Raw genomic sequence first — 22,369 nt, forward strand, 5'->3', positions numbered from 1 at the left:
CGGCCGCGGCCGACCCGATTTCCCTTTCCCACGAGCAGTGCAGCCGAGGAGTAGCGATGACGAACGTTGGAGTTGTCGGCGCCGGAGTGATGGGCACCGGTGTCGCACAGGACCTGGCCCACCACGGGCACACTGTGGTCCTGGTGGACAACGACCCGGACGCGCTGGACGAGGCGCTCGCCCGGATCGAGCTGGAGTGCCGGATGAGCCGGATGCTCGGCGGCCCCGCGATCGACGCCGAGGCGGTGCTGGCGCTGATCACCGCCACCACCTCGCTCGAGCTGCTCGCCGAGACCGAGGTGGTGATCGAGAACATCACCGAGAACTGGGACCTCAAGAGCGCGCTGTACGCGCAGCTCGACGTCGTCTGCAAGGCGGACACCGTCTTCGTGGCGAACACGTCGGCGATCCCGATCACCAAGCTCGCCGCCCTGACCTCGCGCCCGGACAAGGTGATGGGCGTGCACTTCATGAACCCGGTGCCGATGAAGGCCGCGTGCGAGTTCATCCCCGGCTACCACACCAGTGACCAGACCAAGGACGTCGTGCGCACGCTGCTCGACTCGATCGGCAAGAAGTCGATCCCGGTCAACGACGCCCCGGGGTTCGTGTCCAACCGCGTGCTCATGCTGACCGTCAACGAGGCGGCCTTCCTGGTGCACGAGGGCGTCGCCGACGCGAAGACCGTCGACGAGGTGTTCCGCAGCTGCTTCGGCCACCCGATGGGACCGCTGGAGACCGCCGACCTCATCGGCGTCGACACCATCCTGCACAGCGTCGAGGTGCTCTACGAGCAGTTCAACGACAGCAAGTACCGCCCCTGCCCGCTGCTCAAGAAGATGACCGACGCCGGCCTGCACGGACGCAAGAGCGGCAAGGGTTTCTACACCTACCAGAGCATGGGCTGATCTCGCCCCCGTTCACGAAGTTCCAGCCGAGAAAGGTCCAGAAATGTCGAATGACGCCCGCACTGAGATCCGTTCCTTCATCACGACCAAGTTCCCGGACGTGACGTTCTCCGACGAGGAGGACATCTTCGCGCTCGGCTTCGTGAACTCGCTGTTCGCGATGGAGCTGGTGATGTTCATCGAGAAGGCGTTCGGCACGCGCATCCCGAACGAGGAGCTCCACCTGGGCAACTTCCGTTCCGTGGAGCTGATGGCCGACCTGGTGCGGCGCCAGTCGGCCGCGACCGTCGGCTGACCGCGATGGCGATGACAGCGCAGACGCGGAGCGCGCCGGCGGGCCTCGCCGAGGTCGTCCGGTTCGTCGACCAGGAGATCGCCCCGCACGCCAACGCCTTCGAGAAGGCGGAGCGGATCCCGCGGGAGGTCCTGTCGCGGGTCGCCGAACTCGGCCTGTGGGCGCCGTTCCTGCCCTCGGAGTTCGGCGGCGCGGACATGGACATGGTCGCGCTCGGCCGCGTGCACGAGGAGGTCGGGCGGGGCTGTTCCTCCCTGCGCAGCCTCCTGACCGTGCACTCGATGGTGAGCGCGTCGGTGCACCGCTGGGGAGATCAGGCGCAGCAGGAGAAGTGGCTGCGGGCGTTCGCCGCCGGCGAGAAGCTCGGCGCGTTCTGCCTCACCGAACCCGACCACAGCGGCAGCGACTCCACCGCGGAGGGCACCACGGCGGTGCGCGACCAGGACGGGTGGATTCTCAACGGCCGCAAGAAGTGGATCACCGGCGGCCAGGTCGCGGACGTCCTCATGGTGTTCGCGACGACGGACACCGGCATGAGCACGTTCCTGGTCGAGGCCGACCGGCCGGGGGTGCGGGTCACTCCACTGCCGCACGTCATGGGCACGACGGCGAGCATGCTCGCCGAGATCGAGTTCACCGGCGTGCGCCTGGAACCGTCCGCCCTGCTCGGCCCGCCGGGCTGGGCCGCGGGCACGGTGATGACCAACGCCCTGAACCTCGGCCGCTACAGCGTGGCCTGCGGTTCGCTCGGCATCATCCGGGCCGCGCTCGAAGCGTGCGCGGCGTACACGTCGGTCAGGACGGCCGCCGGCGTTCCGCTGCGGGACCTCCCGCACGTGCGCCAGATGATGAGCGGCATGGTGACGGCCCGCGACGCGGCGAGGCTGTTGTGCCAGAGGGCGGGCGCGCTCAGCGACGAGGGCGACCCGGCGACGATCATGGCGACGTGGGTGGCGAAGTACCACGCCTCGAAAGCGGCCGCGCAGGCCGCGAGCGACGCGGTGCAGATCCACGGTGCCAACGGTTTCAGCCCCGACCACCAGGTCGCGCGGCTGTACCGGGACAGCAAGGTCATGGAGGTCATCGAGGGCAGCACCCAGGTGCAGGAGCTGACGATCGCGGCCGAGGCATATCGAGAGGTGGCGCAGTGACGCAGACGGACGTCGTCGCTTCGGTCAAGCCGAAGCGCGGCCGCATCAAGTGCGTGGTGTGGGACCTGGACAACACCCTGTGGGACGGCACGCTCCTCGAGGACGCCTCGGTGCGCGTGCGCCCCGAGGTGGTGGAGGAGATCAAGCGCCTCGACGCCCTCGGCGTCCTGCACTCGGTGGCCAGCCGCAACGACCACGACGCCGCCATGGCGCGGCTGAAGGCGGAAGGACTCGACGAGTACTTCCTGTACCCGCAGATCAACTGGAACCCCAAGTCCCAGTCGGTCGAGCGGATCGCCAAGGAGATCAACATCGGGCTGGACGCGATCGCGTTCGTCGACGACCAGCCGTTCGAGCTGGAGGAGGTCGCGCACGCGCTGCCCGCGGTGAAGACCGTCGACACCGCGCGGATCGCCGAGGAGCTCGCCTCCGAGGAGTTCCAGCCGAGGTTCGTCACCGACGAGTCCCGCGTGCGCCGCGACCTCTACCGCGCGGCCGCCGTGCGCGACCAGGCCGAGCTCGACTACACGGGCACCAACGAGGCGTTCCTGTCCACATTGGACATGGTGTTCACGATCAGCCGCGCCAAGCAGGAGGACCTGCAGCGCGCGGAGGAGCTGACCGTCCGCACCAACCAGCTGAACTCGACCGGCCGCACGTACTCCTACGACGAGCTCGACGCGCTGCGCTCCTCGCCCGACCACCTGCTGCTGGTCGCGTCGCTGACCGACAAGTACGGCGGCTACGGCAAGATCGGGCTCGCGCTCGTGGAGCGCGGGCAGCCCGCCTGGCACCTGCGGATGATGCTGATGTCGTGCCGGGTCATGGCCCGCGGCGTCGGGACGGTGCTGCTCAACCACGTGATGCGGCTGGCCAAGGAGGACGGCGCCCGGTTGCGGGCCGACTTCGTCGAGACCGGGCGGAACCGGGTCATGTACGTGACCTACGCGTTCGCGGGCTTCAGCGAGATCGAGCGCGACGACAACCGCCTGGTGCTGGAGTCGGGCCTCGAGCAGATCCAGCCGCCTCCCGCGTACCTGGAGGTGAACGTCGAATGACCACCGCGAGCACCACCCACCCCTGGCTGCCCTACGGGGTCACGAGCACCGGCACCCGGCTGTTCTGCTTCCCGCACGCGGGGGCGAGCGCCGCGGTCTACGCCGGCTGGCGTGCCGTCGGCGGTGACGACCCGGTGATCTGCCCGGTGCAGCTCCCCGGCCGCGCGGCGCGGGGGAGGGAGGTCCCGCACCACGACCCGGAAGCGCTGGCCGACGACGTGCTCGACGGCCTGGGCCGAGAGTTCACCGGCGACTACGCCCTGTTCGGCCACAGCGTCGGGGCCCTCACCGCCTACCTGGTCGCCCGGCGGATCGTCGAGCGGGGCGGGCCGCCGCCCCGGCACCTGTTCGTGTCCGGCAGGGCGGCGCCGCAACTGCCGAACACGCGCAGGGAACTGCGCGCACTGCCCACCGACGACCTCGTCGAGGAACTGCGCGCGCTCGGCGGCCTGCCGGACATCCTGCTGCGGGAACGCTCCCTGCTGGAGTCGTTCCTGCCGCTGCTCCGCGCGGACCTGGCGGTGAACGAGACCTACCGGCACGTCCCCGGACCGCCGCTGCCGATTCCCCTGACGGTGTTCGGCGGGGTCGACGACCCCCGCGCCGACCCGGTCGAACTGGCCGCGTGGCAGGAGCTCTCCACGGATGCGGCGCTGGTCACCTATCCCGGTGGCCACTTCTACCTGGAAGACCGCGTGGCGGAGATGATGCAGGTCGTCCGCCGGAGGATGGCCGGCTGAACCGCCGGCCGGTTTCCCAGCCCCAGTTCCACCTCCGCCGAGGACTCGGTCGCTGTCGCGTGCGCCGACGACGTCGCCCGGCCGATCGAGGCCTCCGGTTCCGGCAAGCAGCAGTGAGGAACGTGCCAGACACCGATCACGACCCGTAGTGAAGGGATCCACCATGACCGAAGGCGTGCAGACCACCAGCGTGAACGGCAGCGGTGTCGGCCTCCTGGTCGACGCGGTGCTGCAGGGCGGCCCCGCCGACCTGCCCGCGGAGACCAGGGCACAGCGGGTGCACCGCGAGGAACGCAAGCTCAAGATCCCGCACTACGGCGGGCACGAGCACTTCGAACGGGACGGCTCCGCGCTCGACGGGTCCGCCGAGCTGGTGTTCCACTGGACCGGACGTACCCGCGTCGCCGAATGAAGCGGATCGCCGGTCGTCGCCCGGCGGCACGGGCCGCGCCGGCCTGAGGTCCCGTCGGTGACGGCGTGCGCACCACGCGAGGTGCCGTCACCGACGCGGGCACGACCGGCCTGCCGCTGAACGTCCCGTGTTCTCGCCCGGGACGCGCGGCCTCAGAGGCCGACCAACTCCCGCGCGTTCCAGGAGTGCGGCAGCGCCGCGTCCTCCAGCGGCGGACGCGCGATGTTGGCGATGTAGTTCGTCATCGCCGAGATGGCCACCCCGGTGATCACCTCGAGCACCTGCTCGCTCGTGAAGCCCGCCGCCTGGAAGGCCGCCAGCTCCACCTCGTCCACCTGCCCGCGGAGCTCGATCACCGACTGCGTGAACGCCGACAGCGCGGCCAGCCGGTGGTTCCTCGGCAGCATGCCCTGGCGGATCGCCTCCACCACGGACGGCTCGACACCTTCGGTGAGAGCCTGCAGGGTGTAGAAGGCGACCGCCCACTCGCTGCGGTTCGCCACCGCGTTGGACAGCAGCAGGACCTGGCGCTCGTCCGCGGTGAAGGTCCCCTCGTCCTGGAAGTGGCCGAACGCGGACAGGAACGTGTTGATCAGCGCGGGGGAGTCCACCATCAGGCCGACGGCCGCCGGTACGAACCCGCACGCGCTGCGCAGGTCTTCGAGCCTTGCTTTCGCGGGTTCGATTCCGGTCTCCGCGTCCTGGACCTGACGACTGGTCATGTTCGAATCTCCCGAGTTCCGTGGCAGGGTGGTTTCGAGGACGCCGATCCGATGAGCGCCGGCGGCGTTCCGCGGCTCGCAGGAAACGAGGCCGCGGTCAATTCAGATCGGTGGTCGCGGCGCAACTGCCTGGGCCGTGCGGGCTTCTCGCGGCGGAGATCGCCGTTTCTCGCTCACCTTCTGATGAAACACCCGTGAAACGTGACAACCGGAACCCCGGCCTCGCCGGATCCTGCCCGAGTCGCGCCCGGTTCCCGGCTCGTGACGCCCGCTCTGCTCCGGAAGGCGCACCATGGCGGGGTCGAATCGACCGCATCGCACGCCCGAACGGGCTACCTGCAACTTTGGTTTCGGCCGAAACGGGCAGGGCGCGGCACAGCGCAACGCTGTCCGTTTCGAGGGGATCCGGCACGTCTGCACTCCGGGCGGCACCGCGCGTCGTCGAGGGAGAATTCTCTGCTACCTGCGACGGAACACGCCGAGGTCCGGCGGTGGTAACCGCGGCCTCGGCGTTCTTCGGGTGATTCCTCGATTGGTCGTAAAGTTCTGAACGGAAAGCGGGCCCGCTTCAGTGCCCGGCGCGCTTCCCGTCTCGTGCGGAGTGGAGGAGTTCGCTTTTTCTGGCACACCGGTGCGGTGCGGCCGTGCATTTCCGATGCGCTCGGCGAGCGCACTTCCGCCGGGCGGTCCATGGACCTCCGCGCAGTCCTACAGGCCTTCCGACAGCGCCCGCCGTTCCAGCTCCTTGCGGTCCGGCTTGCCGTTGCGGTTCAACGGGAACCGGTCGACCACGCTCACCCGGTTGGGCTGCTCGTACTTCGGCAGAACGCCGTTGATGAGCTCGCGCCAGCGAGCCGGGTCGCCGTTCTGCTCGTCCTCGACGTAGAACACCAGCGTCGAGCCGCGCCGGTCGCACGGCAACGCCACGATCATGGTGGTGCAGCCGTGTTCGGCGAGCGTGCGTTCGATGATCTCCGGGTGCAGCGTGTACCCGTTGCGGTGCACGGCCGTCTTGCGGCCGGCGATGAACAGGTTGCCGTCGGCGTCGAGGTAGCCGAAGTCGTTGGTGGCGTACCAGTCCCGGTCGACCGGCGTCACCGTGCCGTCCGGGCCGAGGTAGCCCTCCATGAGGTCCGGGTCGAGCACCTCGATCTCCCCGATCTCGCCCGCGGGGAGCTCCGCGCCGTCTTCCCCGCGGATGCGCACGGAGATGCCCTCGACCGGGCGTCCCGTGCCCACCGGGTTGTCCGGCGTCGCGAACGCGACGTTGCCCATCTCGGTGCTGCCGTAGGAGTCGAGCAGCGGCAGGCCGTACACCTCGACCGCCCGCCTGGACAGGGCCGGGTCGAGCGGTGCGGCGCCGCTGCACAGCATGCGGACCTCGCCGAAGAGGCCGACGGCCGCCCTGCGCCTGTCGACGATGTTCAGGATGCTCTTGTAGGTGGCGGGCGTCGCGTCGACCACGGTCGTCCCCGCCATCCCGGCGAGCTGCAGCGCGCGGTCCAGCCTGCGGTACGGGGCGATGACCAGGGAGCACCGCACGAGCCACGCGATGAGGATCATCGAGATCCCGTACTGGTGGTTGAACGGCAGCAACGGGAGCAGGACGTCGTCGGACCGGTGCCCGACGAGGTCCGCGTTGCGCCGCAGGTTCTTGAGGAACCGGCCGCCGTTCTTGACCACGCCCTTCGGTTCGCCGGTCGAGCCGGAGGACCACATGATGATGCTGTCCGGCAGCTCGCACCACGCCGAGAAGTCGAGCGCCGAGTCGGCCGGCTCACGACCGCACGCGCCGACCGCCAGCTCGTAGCAGTGGACGGTCTCCTGTTCCTTCGAAATGGGGGCGTCGTCGTCGACGATGACCATTTTCACCGAAGAAAGAGCGCAGGCCTGTGCCGTGTCGTCGGCCTTCTGCTGGTGGTCGACGAGCACCACCGATGCGCCCACGTGCATCAGCGCGAAAAGCGTGCTGAGGTAGGAAACGGAATTGTCGACCTTCAGCAGCACGCGGTCGCCGAGGCCCAGCCCCAGGTCGCGCAGCACGTCAGCGGCGCCGAGGGCGCGCTGCTCGAGCTCGTCAAAGGTGAAAGTGACATCCGGGGCGAACAATTTTGCCGACATCGGAACAACTCCTCCCGAACGACTATTGCGAAACAGGGTATTTCACGAAACCCCACTTCACGCCCACTGTCCGGTAATTGCAGGAGTGTGCTGCGAATTCCTGGACAGCGGGTGTCGCGGAAGGATTGGAGGTCGTCCCCGGCGTGTCCGGCCGGCGGCGGCGCCCCGCCTCCGGCCACCTACACCGCGCCGCCGTTCGACGTGCCCGCGGCCGAGAGCCAGTTGTCCGCCGTGATCTTCTCCATCACGGCCAGCGCCTTGCTCTCCCAGAACGTGAGCCGCAGCGCCTGGAACGTCATCATCGCCTGCTCCACTATGGCGATCGCGTGGAACGTGTCGCCGCGCCGCGACACGAGCTGGGCGAGGTCGAGCTGGATCCGCGCGGCCCCGACCCGGTCGAGGTTCTCCTCGCACAGCCGGATCGCGCGCCGCAGCAGCCTCCCGGCTTCGGAGAACATGCGCATGCGGCCGTGGATCAGGCCGAGCGAGTGGAGCGCGTAGCTCTCGCCGACCGTGTCACCGGCGCGCTGCACCATCGCGAGCACCGACGTGATGAGCTGCTGCGCCTGCTCGTACCGGCCCTGCACCAGCATCGCACCGCCGAGGCGGTGCAGCACCTGGGCTTCCACGCGCGGGCTGGAGATCTCCCGGCACATGCCGAGGGCGTCGCTGAGCTGAGCGATCGCCAGTTCGTGCTCGCCGCGGTCGATCGACAGCTGGGCGAGCTGGGACATGACGTGGGCCTGGCCGACGACGTCGCCCACGTGTCTGAACTCGATCAAGGACTGCTCGAAGATCGGCAGTGCGACGTCGGGGCGTCCCTCGTTGTACTCCAGCAGTCCGAGGTTGCGGCGCGTCAGCGCGAGTCCCTGGGTGTCGTCGAGCTCGGTGAAGAGGTCCAGTGCCGGTTCCAGCGCGGCGCGCGAGGCGTCCATGCGCCGTTGGCTGTGGTGCAGCGAACCGAGCGAGCACAGCAGGGCCGCGGTGCCGCGCTTGTTGCCCGCCTCGCGCACGGCCTCCAGGGCGCGTTCGTGGGTGTGCTGCCAGTCGTCGAAGCAGCTGCGCGTCTCGAACAACGTCACCAGCGTCATCGCCAGGTCCCAGCAGAGCTCGTCCAGGCCCGCGTCGGCGGCCTGGACGACGGCCGCGCAGAGGTTCGGATGCTCGCTCTCCAGCCAGCCCAGCGGGTCCTGCAGCACCACGTCGAGGTAGTGGGCGTGCGGCTGCCATCGCTTTCCCCGGCCGTGCAACAAGGTGAAGTCGCCGCCGTAGAGCCGGCGGTGTGCCTGTTCCGCCATCGCGAGCCAGCCACCGGCGACCCGCTCCACGGATTCCAGTTGTACGGCCGGGGTTTCGTGCTCGGCCACCTGCTCCTTGGCGAACAGGCGGATCAGGTCGTGGAAGCGGTACCGCGGCAGGCCGGTGACGTCGCTGCCCACCACGTCCAGCAGCTGCGCGTCGACCAGCCGTTCCACCAGGTCGAAGCTGCGGCCGCGGCCGTCGGTGAGGGCGGAGGCGGTCCAGACCGGCAGGCTGTCCGCTTCGAGCAAGGACATCAGCCGCATCATCTGGCGCGCGTCGTGCTCGAGACCGTCGTAGGTGAGCGAGAGGCTGGCGCGCACGACCATGTCACCGTGCGTGAGCTCGTCGAGGCGGTGGCGTTCGTCGGCGAGGCGCCCGACCATCGAGGCGAGGGTCCAGTGCGGGCGCGCGGCGAGGCGGGCGCCGATGATGCGCAGCGCCAGTGGGAGCCCTCCCACGACATCTACCAACGCTTCCACGGCGGCCGGTTCGTTCTCCAGGCGCTGCCGGCCGATGATGCGCGCCAGGAGTTCCCGGGAATCGCCGGAGTCCATGCAGTCGACGTCGACCAAATGAGATCCGGCGAGACCGGTCAACCGGGTCCTGCTCGTGACCATGACGCCACAGGTCGGCGAGCCCGGAAGCAGTTGGAGCACCTGCGACTCGCTGCCCGCGTCGTCCAGAACGACCAGCACGCGCCGGTTCGCGAGCATGCTGCGGTACATGTCCGCGCGTTCGTCGACGCTGTCGGGCAACGTGGAGCCCACGACACCCAGGGCGGCGAGAAATCGGCCGAGGACCTCCGTCGGCGTGGCGGGTTGGGCGTGCGTGCCGCGCAGGTCGCAGTACAGCTGGCCGTCCGGATAGGTCTCGGCGGCGACGCGATGGGCCACGTGGACCGCGAGAGCGCTCTTACCGATGCCCGCCTTGCCTGAGATGTTGACCACATGCATCGTCATGTGGTCGCCGGAAAGCACGTTCTCGGCCCGCGCCACCACGTCCTGGCGGCCGATGAAGTCGGAGATCGTGGCCGGGAGCTGGTGCGGTGACACGACGTTCTGCACGACGACCGGCACGGGCTCGTCCTGGTCGAGCCGCAGCACCTCGTCCTCGATGAGGATCGCCGTCTCGAGCTTGCGCAGCTGGTCGCTCGGTTCGAGGCCCAGGCGTTCGATGAACAGCTCGCGACCGGCGCGATAAACGTCGAGTGCTTCGGGCTGCCTGCCGCAGCGGTAGAGCGCGAGCATCAACTGGCCGCGCAGGCGTTCCCGCAACGGATTCTCGGTGACCGCGCTCTGCAATTCACCGATGAGAGCGTGGTGGTGGCCGAGCGACAGTTCCGCCTCTATGCAGTTCTCGAGCGCGGACAGGCGCTTTTCGTCCAGTCGCAGCGCCTTGCTCTGCAGTGCGGGACCGGCCGCGCTCAGTGCCGGTCCGCGCCACAGGGCGAGAGCCGAGCGCAGGACGGTCGCCGCCTCCTCGAGCCGGCCCTGGCGGACGGCGAGGTCGGCGGCGGCCACGCGGCGTTCGAAGAGGAAGACGTCGATCTTGTCGGCGGCGACTCGCAGCAGGTAGCCGGGCTGGCGGGTCTCGATCTGGGCGTCGACGCCGCCCCTGGCGAACTCCCGCCGGAGCGCGGACACGCAGATCTGGATCTGCGCTCGCGCGGTCGACGGCGGGGTGTGCTCCCAGACGACGTCGATCAGCTGCTCCATGCTGACGACGCGGTTGGCCTCGAGCAGCAACGCGCACAGGACGGTCCTCTGACGCCGCGGCGGCACCGGTACCTGTTCGTGGGTCCCGATGATCTCGATCATGCCGAGCAGCTTGAAAATCAGTTCGTCGTCAGGGGTGGGGTTCATGATGGGCGACCCCTCGTGCCTATGTCCGGTGCAATGAATCGGTGACTTCCGCGTTTGTCCAGTTGGGCCGACCGGGATTTCGCAGAGCGGCTTCGCAATATTAACTCAACGTTGATCTCAACATGAAGCATCTTCATGTTCAGCATGTGACCTCTGCAAAGTTAGCTCTGGCGGCGAAAGCTGTCAAGATCTTCTTGTCCATCATTGTACGATCGAAGACAATGCTCCTCCTCAATACTCGTCTCATTTGGGGAACGCCACCACGAAGGCATCGACGGGGATAAACTCGCGCGCGCCCGCGAAATATCGTTGTGAGAGACAAGCGTTGCAGTGCTCCGCGTGACGGCGGTCGCGCTGGTCCGAACGGCTCAACCTGGTCGGCGGTAAGGGGGAAATCCGTTCGTTCGGGTCGCTAAACGCGCGCTAATCATTGCGCGGACCGCAACCAACAATTCCCGGTTCTTGATCACTCAGCGTGGCGGTGGCCGTAACTGACTGGCGAGTAAGTCATTGCGCGTCTCATCGGGTCGCGGCCGCCACCATCGCAACCAATCGATACGCGGTGGATTCGCGATAGAACGACGATGGGCCGCAGTCCTAACTTCTTCCCCAGACGCCGCTCGAAGGTGTCTTCAGCACGACTCGAGCCAAAGTCCGATCGAGCAAGAGGAAGCCGACATGACCCGCAAGAAGACTGCCGCCCTGGTTCTGGCCGCCATCCCGGCGGTCCTGACGATGACGTTCCTCCCCGGCACCGCGCAGGCCGACGACAGCCGTTGGGGCAAAGGCCACCGGTGCGACACCCACGCGACACGAATCGCCGCCGACGGTGACACCCCGTGGGGTTCGGTGACGTCCGACGACACCCCGTGGGGCCGCAAGCACCCGGTGCCCGTCCACCCGATCGACGGCCGCACGTCGCGCTGCGACACGCCCTGGGGCTGACCTCTACTCGTCCGGACAACCCTCACTGGAGGCCAGAACCATGCGATTCCACCTGCTGGGCTCATTGGAAGTCCTCGACGACGACCTGCCCGTGCCGTTGGGCGGCCTCAAGCAGCGCGCGGCTCTGGGTTTCCTCCTGCTGCAGGCCAACCGAGTGGTGGCGACGAGCAAGCTGCTCCAGGCGATGTGGCCGCGGGACGTCGTCCCTCCCACGGCGCGCAAGATGCTCCAGAACGCCGTTTCGGGGCTGCGAGGCGTTCTCTCCGCCCACGGGGGCGATCGCGATGGGTCACCAATGCTGCTGACCCACGCACCGGGCTACCTGCTGCGCGTCGACGAGGACTCACTCGACCTGTTCCACTTCCAGCGGCTGACCGAACAGGGCCGGCGTGAGCTCGCCGCGGGCAACTGGTCCGCCGCGGCCGAGGTGCTCCGCAGCGCGCTGGGCCTGTGGCGCGGACCGGTGCTCGCGGACCTCGCGGAGACCGGGATCAACTGGCCGGAGCTCACGGCCACCAAGGACTGGAGACCGGCCGCGCAGGAGGACTGCTTCGAGGCGGAGCTCGCCTGCGGCCGGCACGCGGAGATCATCGGCGAGCTCGAGTCGTTGATCGAGCTCGAACCCTATCGCGAGCGGCTGGGCGGCCAGTTGATGCTCGCGCTGTACCGGTGCGGCCGCCAGGTGGACGCGCTGAACGTCTACCGCCGCACCAGGACGGCGCTCGTCGAGGAACTCGGTCTCGAACCAGGACGCGAACTGCAGGAGCTCGAGCGCGCGATCCTCGACCACGCGCCCACGCTGGACCTCCCGCCGTCGGTGCAACGCAGGCACCTGCTCGCCGTCGACCAGGCCTCCGCGCCCGCACCCGTCGTCATCACGCCGCCCGTCGTGCAGCCCGCTCCGCCGGTCGTCGTCGCGGAGGCGCCGGACGCCCCGGTCGTGGAGCGCAAGCTCGTCAGCGTCGTGATGGTGTCCGCCCAGCTCGGTCTCGCGGCCGGTGACGGCGATCCGGAGGACGTCGACGCGGTGCACCAGGAGGTCGCCTCCGTCGTCTCCGCGGAGGTGTCCCGGCTGGGCGGTGTCGTCGGCGGCAGCGTCGGCTCCGTGTTCCTCGCGTTGTTCGGCGTGCCCAAGACCGCCGAGGACGACGCCGATCGCGCCGTGCGCGCCTCGATCGCCATCCGCGACCGGCTGGACGCCGTCGCGGAGGTGCAGGTCGGCGTGGCGACCGGAGACGCCCTCGTGCGCCTGTCCCCGTCGAGCGCGCCGACCGCCAGCGGAGTCCTGCTCGACCGGTGCCGTCAGCTGATGGCGCTGGCACCGCTGGGCGCGGTGCGGGCGTGCACCTCGACCCGTGACGCCGCGAGCTCCGTGATCTGGGAGTCCGACGGCGCCCCGACCGGAGGCTGGCAGGCGATCTCGTGCGAGTCCCCGCGCGGTGCGAACCGCCGCTCGCAGGCCGCCGTGCCGTTCGTGGAACGCGAACGTGAACTGCTGGTGCTGCAAGGACTTCTCGACGAGGTGCGCACGCGCCGCCGCCCGCACTTCGTGACCGTGCTCGGCGAGGCCGGCATGGGCAAGACGCGGTTGGTCGACGAAGTCGCCTCCTCCGGCACGACCGCCCTGCGCGGCACCGCGACGGCCTTCGGCGACGACCACGGCTACGGGCCGCTGGCCGACGTCGTGAGCGGGTTCGCGCCCTTCGCGACCCTGCGCGCCGCCCTCGGGGAACTGGTCGGCGCCGGCGAACTGGCGGACCGGCTGCACAGCAGCCTGGCCTGCCTCGCCGAACCCGGTGCCGGAGTCCGGCCGGACTTCCCGGCCTGGCGGAGGTTCCTGGAGGAGGCCGCGGAGTCCGAGCCGCTGATCGTGCTGCTCGAAGACGTGCACTGGGCGAACGACGTGGTGCTCGACTTCGTGGAGGAACTGGGCGAGCAGGCCGGTTCCGTACCGTTGCTGGTGATCGTCACCGCCCGGCCGGAACTGCTGCAGCGCAGGCCGTCGTGGTTCGGCGGCAAGCGCAACGCGACCACGATCAGCCTGGAACCGTTGTCCCACAACGGAACCCGCAGGCTGCTGAACTCGCTGCTGCACGCGCGGGACCTGTCGCCCGAACTGTGGCAGGCGCTGGTGTCGTACGCCAGCGGCAACCCGCTGTTCGCCACGGAATACGCCGGCATGGTCTCGGATGCGCGCACGGTGTGCCTGCAGAACGACGCCTCGCTCCCGGTACCGCCCTCGGTGCGCGGCGTGCTGACCGCGCAGCTCGACGCGCTGCCGACCGAGGTGAAGGCGGTGCTGCAGGACGCGGCCCTGACCGGCGACCTCGTGTCACCGGGCGCGGTGGCCGCGACGGGCCAGCGGGACGCCCGCGAGGTCGCCCAGGTGCTGGAACTGCTGGAGCAGCGCGACTTCCTGCGCCGCCGCGGCCGCAACAACGAGACCGGCGAGATCGAGTACGGGTTCCGGCACCTGCTCGTGCGCGACGTCGTCGCGGAGCAGATCCCGCGCGCCGAGCGTGCGTCGAAGCACGAGCGGGCACGGGCGTGGAACAGCCGGCCGGCCCTCGACCTCACCGGCCGCCGGGCGGGGTGACCCCGCAGGAAACGTTGAACGCCGGACCGCGTCCCACCCCCCGCGGCCCGGCGTTCAGCTTTGTGCGCGGGATGGTGAAGCTTGTTGTGGCGAAGTCTGGAGTGGCTGGCTGGTCTGGGAAATAGGCGTCTGGGGCCACCGCCGGTGATGGCGGCTGGGCGATCTCCTCGGCCCGCTCCCTGCGTCAGGCTCGGTCGCGCCGTGAGGTGACCAGCTCCCGGCCCGCTCCGCACATCAGGCTCGGCCACACCGAAGCCCCCGGCCCCGAACCCACGTCTCCCACCCCACCAGGCGAGGCTCAAGAACCGCTCTGCGCAGCCAAAGAGCGCGCGTTCCGCCGGAGAACGTCCATCAGCAGCCCCGAGGTCGCGGCCTGCGGACGCAGGACCGCCTGCAGGGTGAGCCCGTCCAGCAGGGCGCTCAGCCGGAAGCACTCGATCCCGAGGTCCAGTCCGGCGGGCAGGCCGCCGCGGTCGGTGGCCTCTTCGAGGATCCTGGCGATCAGGCGCAGCGTGTGCTCGTGGTGTTCCTCCGCCACGAGCTGGAACGCCGGCTGGGTCCGCGCGGCGGCGACGAAGGCCAGCCACGCGGCCATGTCCTCCCTGTGCGCCGGGCCGAGGGGGAGCAGTTCCGCCAGCAGTTCCGCCACGAGGTCCGCGACGGCGTCGGGGCTGGTGAGGTCGGCGGTGAGGAGGCGGTCCGAGCGGGTGGTCACCCGCTGCCTGATCCGGCGGCCGAGTTCGCGCATCGTCGAGACCATGAGTTCGTCGTGGCTCTCGAAGTAGTGCCGGATGGCCCCGATGGAGAGTCCGGTCTCGGTCGCGAGGTTGCGCAGGGACGCGCCCTCGATCCCCGTCCGGGCCATGATGCGCACCGCCGCGTCGCTCACGACCTTCCGCCGCTCATAGGGCACTACGATCTTCGGCACGGTTTCCCTCTTCGGTGCAGGGCTGTCGAACGGCGTGATCCGTCGCTGGGGCGGTCTGCACCCGCGCCGCCAACCCGAACCCTCGGGCACGGTGGCGTCGTCAGGTGAGACCGGACCAGCGACGGAGGAGGGGGCGCTCAGGCGCCGCGCGCGGCATCCGGCTCGTGCACCGGCTCCTGGTCGATGACCTTGGGGACTCCGCGCAGGAACTTTACGACGACAAGGGCGAGGACGACCGTGATGGCGGCGCTGAAGGCCATGCTCGTCCGGATGCCGCTGAGGTACGCCTCGGTGGCGGCGGTGCGGACGGCTGTGGCGACCGGCTCGGGCAGGCCGTTGGCGACGGCGGCGCTGAACGAGCCGCGGACCTGGTCCACGACCCCCTGCGGGAGGCCGTCGGGCAGGACGAGCTTGGCTCGGTAGATGCCGGACAGGACGCTTCCGATGATGGCGATGCCGAGCGAACCGCCCAGCTCGTACGCCGTCACCGAGATCGCGGCGGCCGCGCCGGCGCGATCACGGGGAACGGTGCCGAGGATCGTGTCACTGGTGACGGTCAGGGTGAGGCCCGCGCCCGCGCCGACCGCGATCTGCGCGACGACGACCAGTCCGTACGGCGAGTGCGCCTCGACGCTCGCGAGCAGGGCGAAGCCGATCGCGGCGAGAACCAGCCCCAGCGCCACCGCGAACCCGCGGCCGATCCTGTTGATCGTCGTCGCGGCGAGCAGCCCGCCCGCCAGCACGGCCGCCAGAGCCCCTGGCACGTAGGCGATTCCGGCGTTCAGCGGCGTCCACTCGCGCACCACCTGGAAGTACTGGCTGATGATCAGCCCGAACGCGGAGAGGGTGAACACCGCGACCAGGTTCGACCCGACGGACGTCGAGAACTGCCGGTTCTGGAACAGCCTCAGGTCGATCAGGGGAACGGGCAGCCGTCGCTGCCGCCGGGCGAAGAGGCCCAGCGCGACAACTCCGAGGACCAGGGCGGTCATCACGTCCAGGTGCCACAGGCCGACGAAGAAGACGGCCTTGATCGTGTACACCGCCGCGACCACGCCGACGACGGACAGCAGCACGCTGGTCAGGTCCAGCGGAAGTCGTTGCGGCGCACGTGATTCCGGGATGAACCTCGCCGCGGCGAGGACCAGCAGGAGGATCGGGACGTTCACCAGGAACACCGAGCCCCACCAGAACTGGTTCAGCAGCAGTCCGCCGACGATCGGCCCGACCGCGAAGCCCGCCGCGGAGAAGCCGGCGCTGGCGCCCACCGCGGCCGTGCGGGCCTTCTGCGTGGTGAAGACGACCCGCAGCAACGACGTGGTCGCGGGCAGGATCGCCGCTCCGGCCACGCCCAGCAGGGCTCGCGCGACGATCAGCATCTCGACGTTCGGCGCGTAGGCCGCCAGCACGGAGGCCACCGCGAACGCGCTGACCCCCCACACCAGCATGCGCCGCCGCCCCAGCCGGTCGCCCAGGTTGCCCAGGGTGACCAGGAGGCCTGCCATCGTGAGCCCGTAGATGTCGACGATCCACAGCATCGTCACGCTGGAGGCGTCGAGCTGGGCGGACAACGCGGGCGCCGCCAGGTGCAGCACGGTCATGTCCACCGTGACGATGAGCTGTGCGAGGCACGCCACGGCGATGGTCGCGTAGCCCGTCACCCGGCTGCTCATGCGACGGCCGCTTCGGCGCGGCGCCCGGCGCGAGCCGGGACGAGGTCGCTGTACTCGGACTCGAGGCCCACGTCGCCTCTGCTTGTCAAGAAGTCGATCGCCACTTCGGACATTCCTCCTCCAGCGCGGATCTCGGTCGTCCGTCGCGGATGGTGTGCATGGGGGCTGCGGTGACGATCGCTCCGGAGCTGAGGAACGGGGTCGCGCCACGCTCGGCGTCGCGACCTCGATCAGTCCGGTGGCATCACTTCACCCGGTCGCCACGTGCCGGGGGTCATTACCCGACTGGCGGGAATGGGAACACCCGCGTGGACCGTCGGCAGTTCGGTTCTGGCGAGTCGGATCATCCGAAGATGTCGTCGAGGAAACCCCAGCGGTCCTCTTTCTTCTTTTTCTTGCCGCGGGAGTTCTTGCTGGGACCGAAGAGGTCGTCGTCCCAGTCGTCGTCGTTCCTGGTGCTGCGGGGCGGCGGCGCCGGGTGGTGCGGTGCCTGCATCGGCGCAGGCTGGTAGGGCGGCGGCGCCGACAGGGGAGGTGGGGCCTGGTGCAGCTGGGCGGACTGCTGCTGTGCGCGGTCGGCCAGCAGGATCTGCTGCAACTCACCTGCGTCGAGATAGATCCCCCGGCAGTTCTCACACTGCTCGAGGTGTATCCCGTTCTGGTTGTAGGTGTGCATCGCGTGTTGACATTTCGGGCAGATCATATGTCCAAGATAGAGTGATTCGCGCGCACGCACCTCACTCGAACGGTGGTTGCGGTAACTGGCAGGTAATCACGCATCCACCCGACATCAATTCGGTGATGGCGGCATCCGGGAAAGCGGATGCCGCCATCGGGCGCGTCAGGGATTCGACGGTGCCGGCACCCGCAGTTCGCTCCGCACACCGTGCTCGGCCAGGAAGCCGAGCCAGCGCGCGGCGGATCCGGCCGTCGCCCGGTGCAGGCCCGGCGCGGTGCGGCGCTCCAGGACGTCGGTGACGCCGCAGGCCAGCGTCAAGGACACCGTCCGCGCCATCGCCGTCTCCTCCGGGGCGCCCACGAGGTCGAGCACGTACTCGCCCGACCACCGCCGCCCTTCCCCGCCTTCCAGGGACAGGGCCACGGACAGGACGACGCGGTCCAGGTCCCGCTCCCTCATCGGGTACTTCTCGGCGAGTTCGGCCGCGAGCGCGGTGACCTGGTCGTCGTCGCCGTCCCGCACCACCGCGAACACCTCGGACCACGCCTCGCGCCAGCCGGCCAGGCGCACGGTGCCCCGGACGAACGTCTCCAGCCGCCACGTGCCGGGGACCTGGTACTGCTCGACGAACGGCACGCTGTCGCGGTTGGGGTACACCTCGAACGTCTCGCCGCCGACGTCCTGCGACGTGGTCGCCTCCCAGGGCCGGTCGGCGACGTGCTCGCTCCCGTCCCGCACGTACCGGGCGGGCGTGCGCAGCGCGGTGAGGACGCTGCGAGGCGCCCAGCTGAAGCGGTAGCGGAAGTCGTTCGGCTCGGCCGGGAGGCCTCCGCAGTACGAGGTGAACACCGCCGAGGCCGGGGTGTCCGCCCCGAACTCCGCCCGTGCGCGCTCGATGAGCAGGTGTGCGTAGAGGTGGTCGATGCCGGGGTCGAGGCCCGCCTCGGTCAGCACGACCACACCGCGTTCCGCGGCCTGCTGCCCGAGTGCCACGAGCTCGTCGGAGGTGTAGCTGGAGCACGCGAAGTGCGCGCCGCGGTCCAGGCAGAGCCGCACCAGCGCCGGGTGCTCGGGTGCGGGCAGCATCGACACGACCACGTCGCCCGCGCGCAGTTCGGCGGCGAGCGCGTCGTGGCCGAACCGCCGCACGCCCACCTGTCCGGTCAGGCCGAGCCGGGTGAGGCACAGCTCCGCCTTCTCCTCGGTGCGCGCCCAGAGCAGGACGTCGTGGGCCGTGGCGAGCACCCGCAGCCCGCTGCCGGTCGACAGGCCGGTGCCGATCCAGTGCACCCGGCCGGTGGGCGGGACGAGATCGGTCATCGGGAGGCCTCCTTGAGGGACGTGACGGTGTCGTGGAACAGCTTTTCACCGCGCTGCCAGGGCGAGGTCGCCCGCGGCAGGTCCCGCAGCAGCGGCAGCAGGTCGGCGGAGAACGCGTCGGTGGCCTCCAGCGGTACCAGCGACGGGAGGTTGTCGATCGCGATGAGGTCCAGCCGCGGCTCGTCGCGCAGCGCCCGCACCGGCTCGTCCCAGGTGGTCGTGCGGTCGTAGACGGGCAGGACGTTGAACGGCGAGCCGACGTCGCAGGTCACGTCGCACACCGTCCGCAGCGCCCGGCCCGGCTCGTCGAGGTCGGCGGGCCGCAGGAACGGGGGCACCGGCTCGGACGTGAGCACCGCGTTGACCATGACCTCGTGCCGCAGCAGCGCGGGCCGGTCGAGGTCGCGGGTCTCCGCTAGGTCCCAGCGCGTCGGAGTGACGCCCGCGGCGGTCAGCGCCCGGTCCGCGCCGCGCCCGCACCGGCCGAGCGCGCCGACCACCACCGCGCTGAACGGGTCGCCGCCTGCCAGCCGCGCGTCCAGTTCGGGCACGGACGTGGGCTGAAGCGGCGCGTCGAGCACGCCGCGGTGGTGCAGCACGGCGAGCGCCGCGCCCACGTAGCCCGCCCAGTAGCCGAACGCCGCCAGCCGCCGGCCCGAGTCGTCGGTGAGGTACTCGAGGTCGAGCAGCACGCCGCCGCCCGCGTCGAACCGGCGCAGCAACCGTTCCGCGCCCTCCTGCTGCTTGTAGGCGTGGCCGAAGAACACGTGCCGGTGCCGCAGCGCGAAGGGTTCCTCCGGCAGCTCTTTCAGGCCGACGACCACCGCGTCCTCCGGCGCGTCGACCCAGCTGCCCGCCTCGGCGACGGAGCAGCCCGCGGCGGCGTAGTCGCCGATCGGGTACACGCGTTGCGCGGACTCCTCGATGGTCACGGCGAAGCCGTCCCGCACCAGCGCGGCGGCGTCGGCGGGCGTGATCGGCGCGCGGCGCTCGGTGGCCCGCACCTCGTTGCGCATCCAGAGTTCGACCGTCATGTCGTGGAAAGGTAGCCGTAGTGACCGATCACCCGCCGGGCAGCGGTTTCCACCGCGAGCAGGTGGTCGAAGGTCGCCTTCACGACGGACGGCCGCGACCGGCCGCGTTCGGCGGACCGCACCGCGAAGTGCAGCGCCATCGGCAGGTCGCGCCAGGCGGCGGAGGCGGCGACGAAGGTCTCGGCGTCCTGGCCTGACGGCTGCCGGGTGTGCAGCAGCCGCGCGTAGCGGAACGTGTGGTGCTGGGAGGCGGCCCACACGTCGTCCAGGAACCTCGCCCGGCCGGGGTGCTCGCCCACCCCGCTCCAGAACTCGCTCAGCGCCCCGATCGCGTCGGCCCCGCGCAGCCAGTCGCCGGTCAGCCCGGGGGAGCGGCGTCGGGGAGAGCCGAGCACGAACCACCGGTGGCGGTCGGCGGGCGGTGGCGGCACGGGCACGCCGAACAGGTGCTCGTCGCGCACGCGGTGCTCGGGTTCCGGCGCGGCGGGCGGCGCCATCGCGGAGAGCAGTGCGGCGTCCTCCAGCCACCCCTCGAACGGTTCTTGCCGTCCTTCGGGGAGAAGGGCCGAGAAGTCGTCCACGACGTGCCACCGGCCGGATCGGCGGTCGTCCACCAGCAGCAGGTGCGGTGCGCTGTCCTCGGGAAGGGCGACCGACCACGGCAACGCGGCGCTGGAGGCGGCGACGAGGACCTGGCCGTGCCGGTCCAACTCCTCGGCGACGCCCGCCAGTGCGGACTCCCCGGTCGCCGCGGAGGCGTGTGCCAGCACCCCGTCGCGCGGCAGTTCGTGCAGCGGCACGGCGTGGTGGGACACCGCGAGCGCGTCCCCTGCCGGGTCCACCCGCACGGCGAGCCGCACCGAGCGGGCGAGGGCGTCGAGCGCGTCCGGGTCGTCGCGCAGCAGGTAGCGGGCGAGGTTCGCGGTGTAGCAGCTCAACGCTCGCGTGCCGGCCTGCTCGGGAGCGGTGGGGGTGCTCATCCGGCCCTCTGACCCGTGCAGGTGGGCGTCACCACGTCCACCAGGTCGGCCACGGTGTGGAAGCTGCGGCCCGCGAAGAGGTCGTCCGGCAGCGTCACGCCGAGCTCGTCCTCCAGCCGGATCAGCATGGACAGGAAACCGACCGAGGTCACCCGCAGCACCTCGCCGTTCAAGGGCTCGGTGTCGCCCACCGTCGCCGGGTCGATCGTGAGCCGCGACTCGGCGACCACCATCCGCTTCACCGCCGCGTTCACCTCGTCGCGCGTGCTCGTTCCCGCCTCTGTCATCGGTCCTCCCCTTCCGCGCCGTCACGGCGGAACCGGACGGTCCCGCCGCCGTCGACCACCCAGCTCCTGGTGAGCAGGGCGGCCAGGCCGACCGGGCCGCGCACGTGCAGCCGGCCGGTGCTGATCGCCATCTCCGGACCCGTGCCCATCGTGGGTCCGTCGTGCAGCCGCAACGAGCCGTTGACCACGACGGCGGCCGCGTCGACGCGTGCGGTGAAGTGGTCGACCACCTCGGCCGAGCGCGCCACGACACCTTCCGTGTGTCCCGTGCCGAACCGCCGCACGTGCCGCACCGCTTCGTCCACATCGGACACCACGCGAACACCGAGCGTCGTGTCGAGGAACTCCCTCCCGTCGTCGTTCTCCGCCAGTTCCCGGACCTCCAGCGCTTCGGTGAGCGCCTCCGGCAGGCGCTTCGCGACCTCGGCGGGCGCTCGCAGGACGAGCCCGCGCACGTCCGGTTCGCCGAGCCGGCCGCTCAGCGCCGTGAAGAAGTCGTCGGCCAGGTCCTCGTCGAGCAGCAGCATCTCGAGCGCGGTGCACCCGGCCGGATCGGGGAGCTTGCTGTCCAGCACGAGGCGGACCGCCTCGTCCGGGTCGGCGGAGGAGTGCGCGTACAGGTGGTTCACCCCCGCGCCGCCCGCGATCACCGGGATCCGGGACGCGGTGCGGCAGTACGACACGAGACCCGCGCCGCCGCGGGGCAGCAGGACGTCGATCGCGTCGTCGCGCTTCATCAACTCGCGCAGGCCGGCGCGGTCGGTGTCCAGCAGCACCTGGGCCAGGTGCTCCGGCAGGCCGGACTCCCGCAGCGCCGACGCGATGACGCCGGCGAGCACGGTGTTGCACCCGCGGCACTCGCTGCCTCCGCGCAGCAGCACGGCGTTGCCCGTGCACACCGCGAGCACGGCGCTGTCGAGCGTCACCATGGGCCGCGACTCGTAGACCATCAGCAGCACCCCCAGCGGCCTGGCGACCGTGCGGGCCCGGCTGCGCCCGGCACCCCGCACCCGCGGTCCCGGCGCGGTCACCCCCGGCAGGTCCTCCTGGACGCGGTGGGTCAGCTCGACCAGGGCGTCGCGGTGCGCGGCGGTCAGTCCCATCCGCCCGGCCATCGCGGGCGACAGGCCCGCGTCACGCGCGGAGCGCACGTCCGCCTCGTTGGCCGCCACCACCTCCTCCCAGCACTCCACCAGCCGTCTCCGGACCACTCCGGCGAAGGCGGTGTACGCCGGGTCGCCCACCGGCGGAGCGGCACCGGCGGCCCGGCGCGCGTTCGACACAATGGTTTCGATCATGGCTCCATCCGGATCTGCGAGAAAGGCTTTCGCTCACGGAAGCAGAAGTGCGGACGGG

19 protein-coding genes are annotated in these 22,369 nt (G+C 70.4%); 8 read left to right on the plus strand and 11 right to left on the minus strand.

Going from position 1 to position 22,369, the window contains the following annotated elements:
- The first annotated feature begins 56 nt into the window (after positions 1-56).
- The 6 genes from ND450_RS06210 to ND450_RS06235 all read left to right on the plus strand — a co-directional run bounded on the left by ND450_RS06210 (position 57) and on the right by ND450_RS06235 (position 4,564).
- The gene (locus tag ND450_RS06210; RefSeq protein WP_253325195.1) at positions 57-908 is read left to right on the plus strand and encodes a 3-hydroxyacyl-CoA dehydrogenase family protein; all 852 of its coding nucleotides are present in this window, start codon (positions 57-59) and stop codon (positions 906-908) included.
- A 43-nt stretch (positions 909-951) separates the two neighbouring features.
- Positions 952-1,203, plus strand: coding sequence for an acyl carrier protein (locus tag ND450_RS06215; protein WP_089922647.1), 252 nt, complete (start codon positions 952-954; stop codon positions 1,201-1,203).
- An 11-nt stretch (positions 1,204-1,214) separates the two neighbouring features.
- Positions 1,215-2,354 (plus strand): acyl-CoA dehydrogenase family protein, encoded by a 1,140-nt coding sequence (locus ND450_RS06220; RefSeq protein ID WP_253325196.1) that lies wholly within the window; start codon positions 1,215-1,217, stop codon positions 2,352-2,354.
- Positions 2,351-3,412: an HAD family hydrolase gene (locus tag ND450_RS06225; RefSeq protein ID WP_253325197.1), complete on the plus strand. Its 1,062-nt coding sequence runs from the start codon at positions 2,351-2,353 to the stop codon at positions 3,410-3,412. Before ND450_RS06220 ends, ND450_RS06225 begins: the two co-directional genes overlap by 4 nt.
- On the plus strand, positions 3,409-4,152 hold the full coding sequence (locus ND450_RS06230; RefSeq protein ID WP_253325198.1) for a thioesterase II family protein: 744 nt from the start codon (positions 3,409-3,411) through the stop codon (positions 4,150-4,152). The genes ND450_RS06225 and ND450_RS06230 overlap by 4 nt, the downstream gene beginning before the upstream one ends.
- A 163-nt stretch (positions 4,153-4,315) precedes the next feature.
- Positions 4,316-4,564 carry a DUF5988 family protein gene (locus tag ND450_RS06235; protein WP_089922640.1) on the plus strand — a complete coding sequence of 83 codons (249 nt, stop codon included), beginning with the start codon at positions 4,316-4,318 and terminating at the stop codon, positions 4,562-4,564.
- 152 nt (positions 4,565-4,716) lie between these two features.
- Here ND450_RS06235 and ND450_RS06240 read toward each other — a convergent pair whose 3' ends face one another.
- From ND450_RS06240 to ND450_RS06250, 3 genes are all read right to left on the minus strand, one after another.
- The gene (locus ND450_RS06240) at positions 4,717-5,286 is read right to left on the minus strand and encodes a carboxymuconolactone decarboxylase family protein (protein ID WP_253325199.1); all 570 of its coding nucleotides are present in this window, start codon (positions 5,284-5,286) and stop codon (positions 4,717-4,719) included.
- A gap of 708 nt (positions 5,287-5,994) precedes the next feature.
- Positions 5,995-7,407, minus strand: coding sequence for a class I adenylate-forming enzyme family protein (locus tag ND450_RS06245; protein WP_253325200.1), 1,413 nt, complete (start codon positions 7,405-7,407; stop codon positions 5,995-5,997).
- Positions 7,408-7,586: 179 nt separating this feature from the next.
- A complete protein-coding gene (locus ND450_RS06250) occupies positions 7,587-10,571 on the minus strand; it encodes a BTAD domain-containing putative transcriptional regulator (protein ID WP_253325201.1) in 2,985 nt (994 codons plus the stop codon).
- 678 nt (positions 10,572-11,249) lie between these two features.
- On the opposite strand from ND450_RS06250, the gene ND450_RS06255 reads away from it, so the two are divergent.
- Both ND450_RS06255 and ND450_RS06260 read left to right on the plus strand, forming a co-directional pair.
- On the plus strand, positions 11,250-11,516 hold the full coding sequence (locus ND450_RS06255; RefSeq protein WP_253325202.1) for a hypothetical protein: 267 nt from the start codon (positions 11,250-11,252) through the stop codon (positions 11,514-11,516).
- A gap of 40 nt (positions 11,517-11,556) precedes the next feature.
- Positions 11,557-14,112: a BTAD domain-containing putative transcriptional regulator gene (locus ND450_RS06260; RefSeq protein ID WP_253325203.1), complete on the plus strand. Its 2,556-nt coding sequence runs from the start codon at positions 11,557-11,559 to the stop codon at positions 14,110-14,112.
- A 298-nt stretch (positions 14,113-14,410) separates the two neighbouring features.
- Here ND450_RS06260 and ND450_RS06265 read toward each other — a convergent pair whose 3' ends face one another.
- The 8 genes from ND450_RS06265 to ND450_RS06300 form a co-directional block, all read right to left on the minus strand.
- Positions 14,411-15,040, minus strand: a complete 630-nt coding sequence (locus ND450_RS06265; RefSeq protein WP_253325204.1) for a TetR/AcrR family transcriptional regulator — start codon at positions 15,038-15,040, stop codon at positions 14,411-14,413.
- Positions 15,041-15,177: 137 nt separating this feature from the next.
- Positions 15,178-16,713 (minus strand): MFS transporter, encoded by a 1,536-nt coding sequence (locus tag ND450_RS06270; RefSeq protein WP_253325205.1) that lies wholly within the window; start codon positions 16,711-16,713, stop codon positions 15,178-15,180.
- Between the two features lie 343 nt (positions 16,714-17,056).
- The gene (locus ND450_RS06275) at positions 17,057-17,416 is read right to left on the minus strand and encodes a zf-TFIIB domain-containing protein (RefSeq protein WP_256557548.1); all 360 of its coding nucleotides are present in this window, start codon (positions 17,414-17,416) and stop codon (positions 17,057-17,059) included.
- Between the two features lie 138 nt (positions 17,417-17,554).
- Positions 17,555-18,712, minus strand: a complete 1,158-nt coding sequence (locus ND450_RS06280) for a saccharopine dehydrogenase family protein (protein ID WP_253325207.1) — start codon at positions 18,710-18,712, stop codon at positions 17,555-17,557.
- Positions 18,709-19,746, minus strand: coding sequence for a saccharopine dehydrogenase (locus ND450_RS06285; RefSeq protein ID WP_253325208.1), 1,038 nt, complete (start codon positions 19,744-19,746; stop codon positions 18,709-18,711). The genes ND450_RS06280 and ND450_RS06285 overlap by 4 nt, the downstream gene beginning before the upstream one ends.
- A complete protein-coding gene (locus ND450_RS06290; protein WP_253325209.1) occupies positions 19,743-20,726 on the minus strand; it encodes a hypothetical protein in 984 nt (327 codons plus the stop codon). Before ND450_RS06290 ends, ND450_RS06285 begins: the two co-directional genes overlap by 4 nt.
- Positions 20,723-21,013 (minus strand): acyl carrier protein, encoded by a 291-nt coding sequence (locus ND450_RS06295; RefSeq protein WP_089922614.1) that lies wholly within the window; start codon positions 21,011-21,013, stop codon positions 20,723-20,725. The genes ND450_RS06290 and ND450_RS06295 overlap by 4 nt, the downstream gene beginning before the upstream one ends.
- A complete protein-coding gene (locus ND450_RS06300; protein ID WP_253325210.1) occupies positions 21,010-22,311 on the minus strand; it encodes a glutamate-5-semialdehyde dehydrogenase in 1,302 nt (433 codons plus the stop codon). The genes ND450_RS06295 and ND450_RS06300 overlap by 4 nt, the downstream gene beginning before the upstream one ends.
- Between the last annotated feature and the right edge of the window lie 58 nt (positions 22,312-22,369).

Source organism: Lentzea sp. HUAS12 (genome assembly GCF_024125735.1).
Classification (GTDB): Bacteria; Actinomycetota; Actinomycetes; order Mycobacteriales; family Pseudonocardiaceae; genus Lentzea; species Lentzea albida.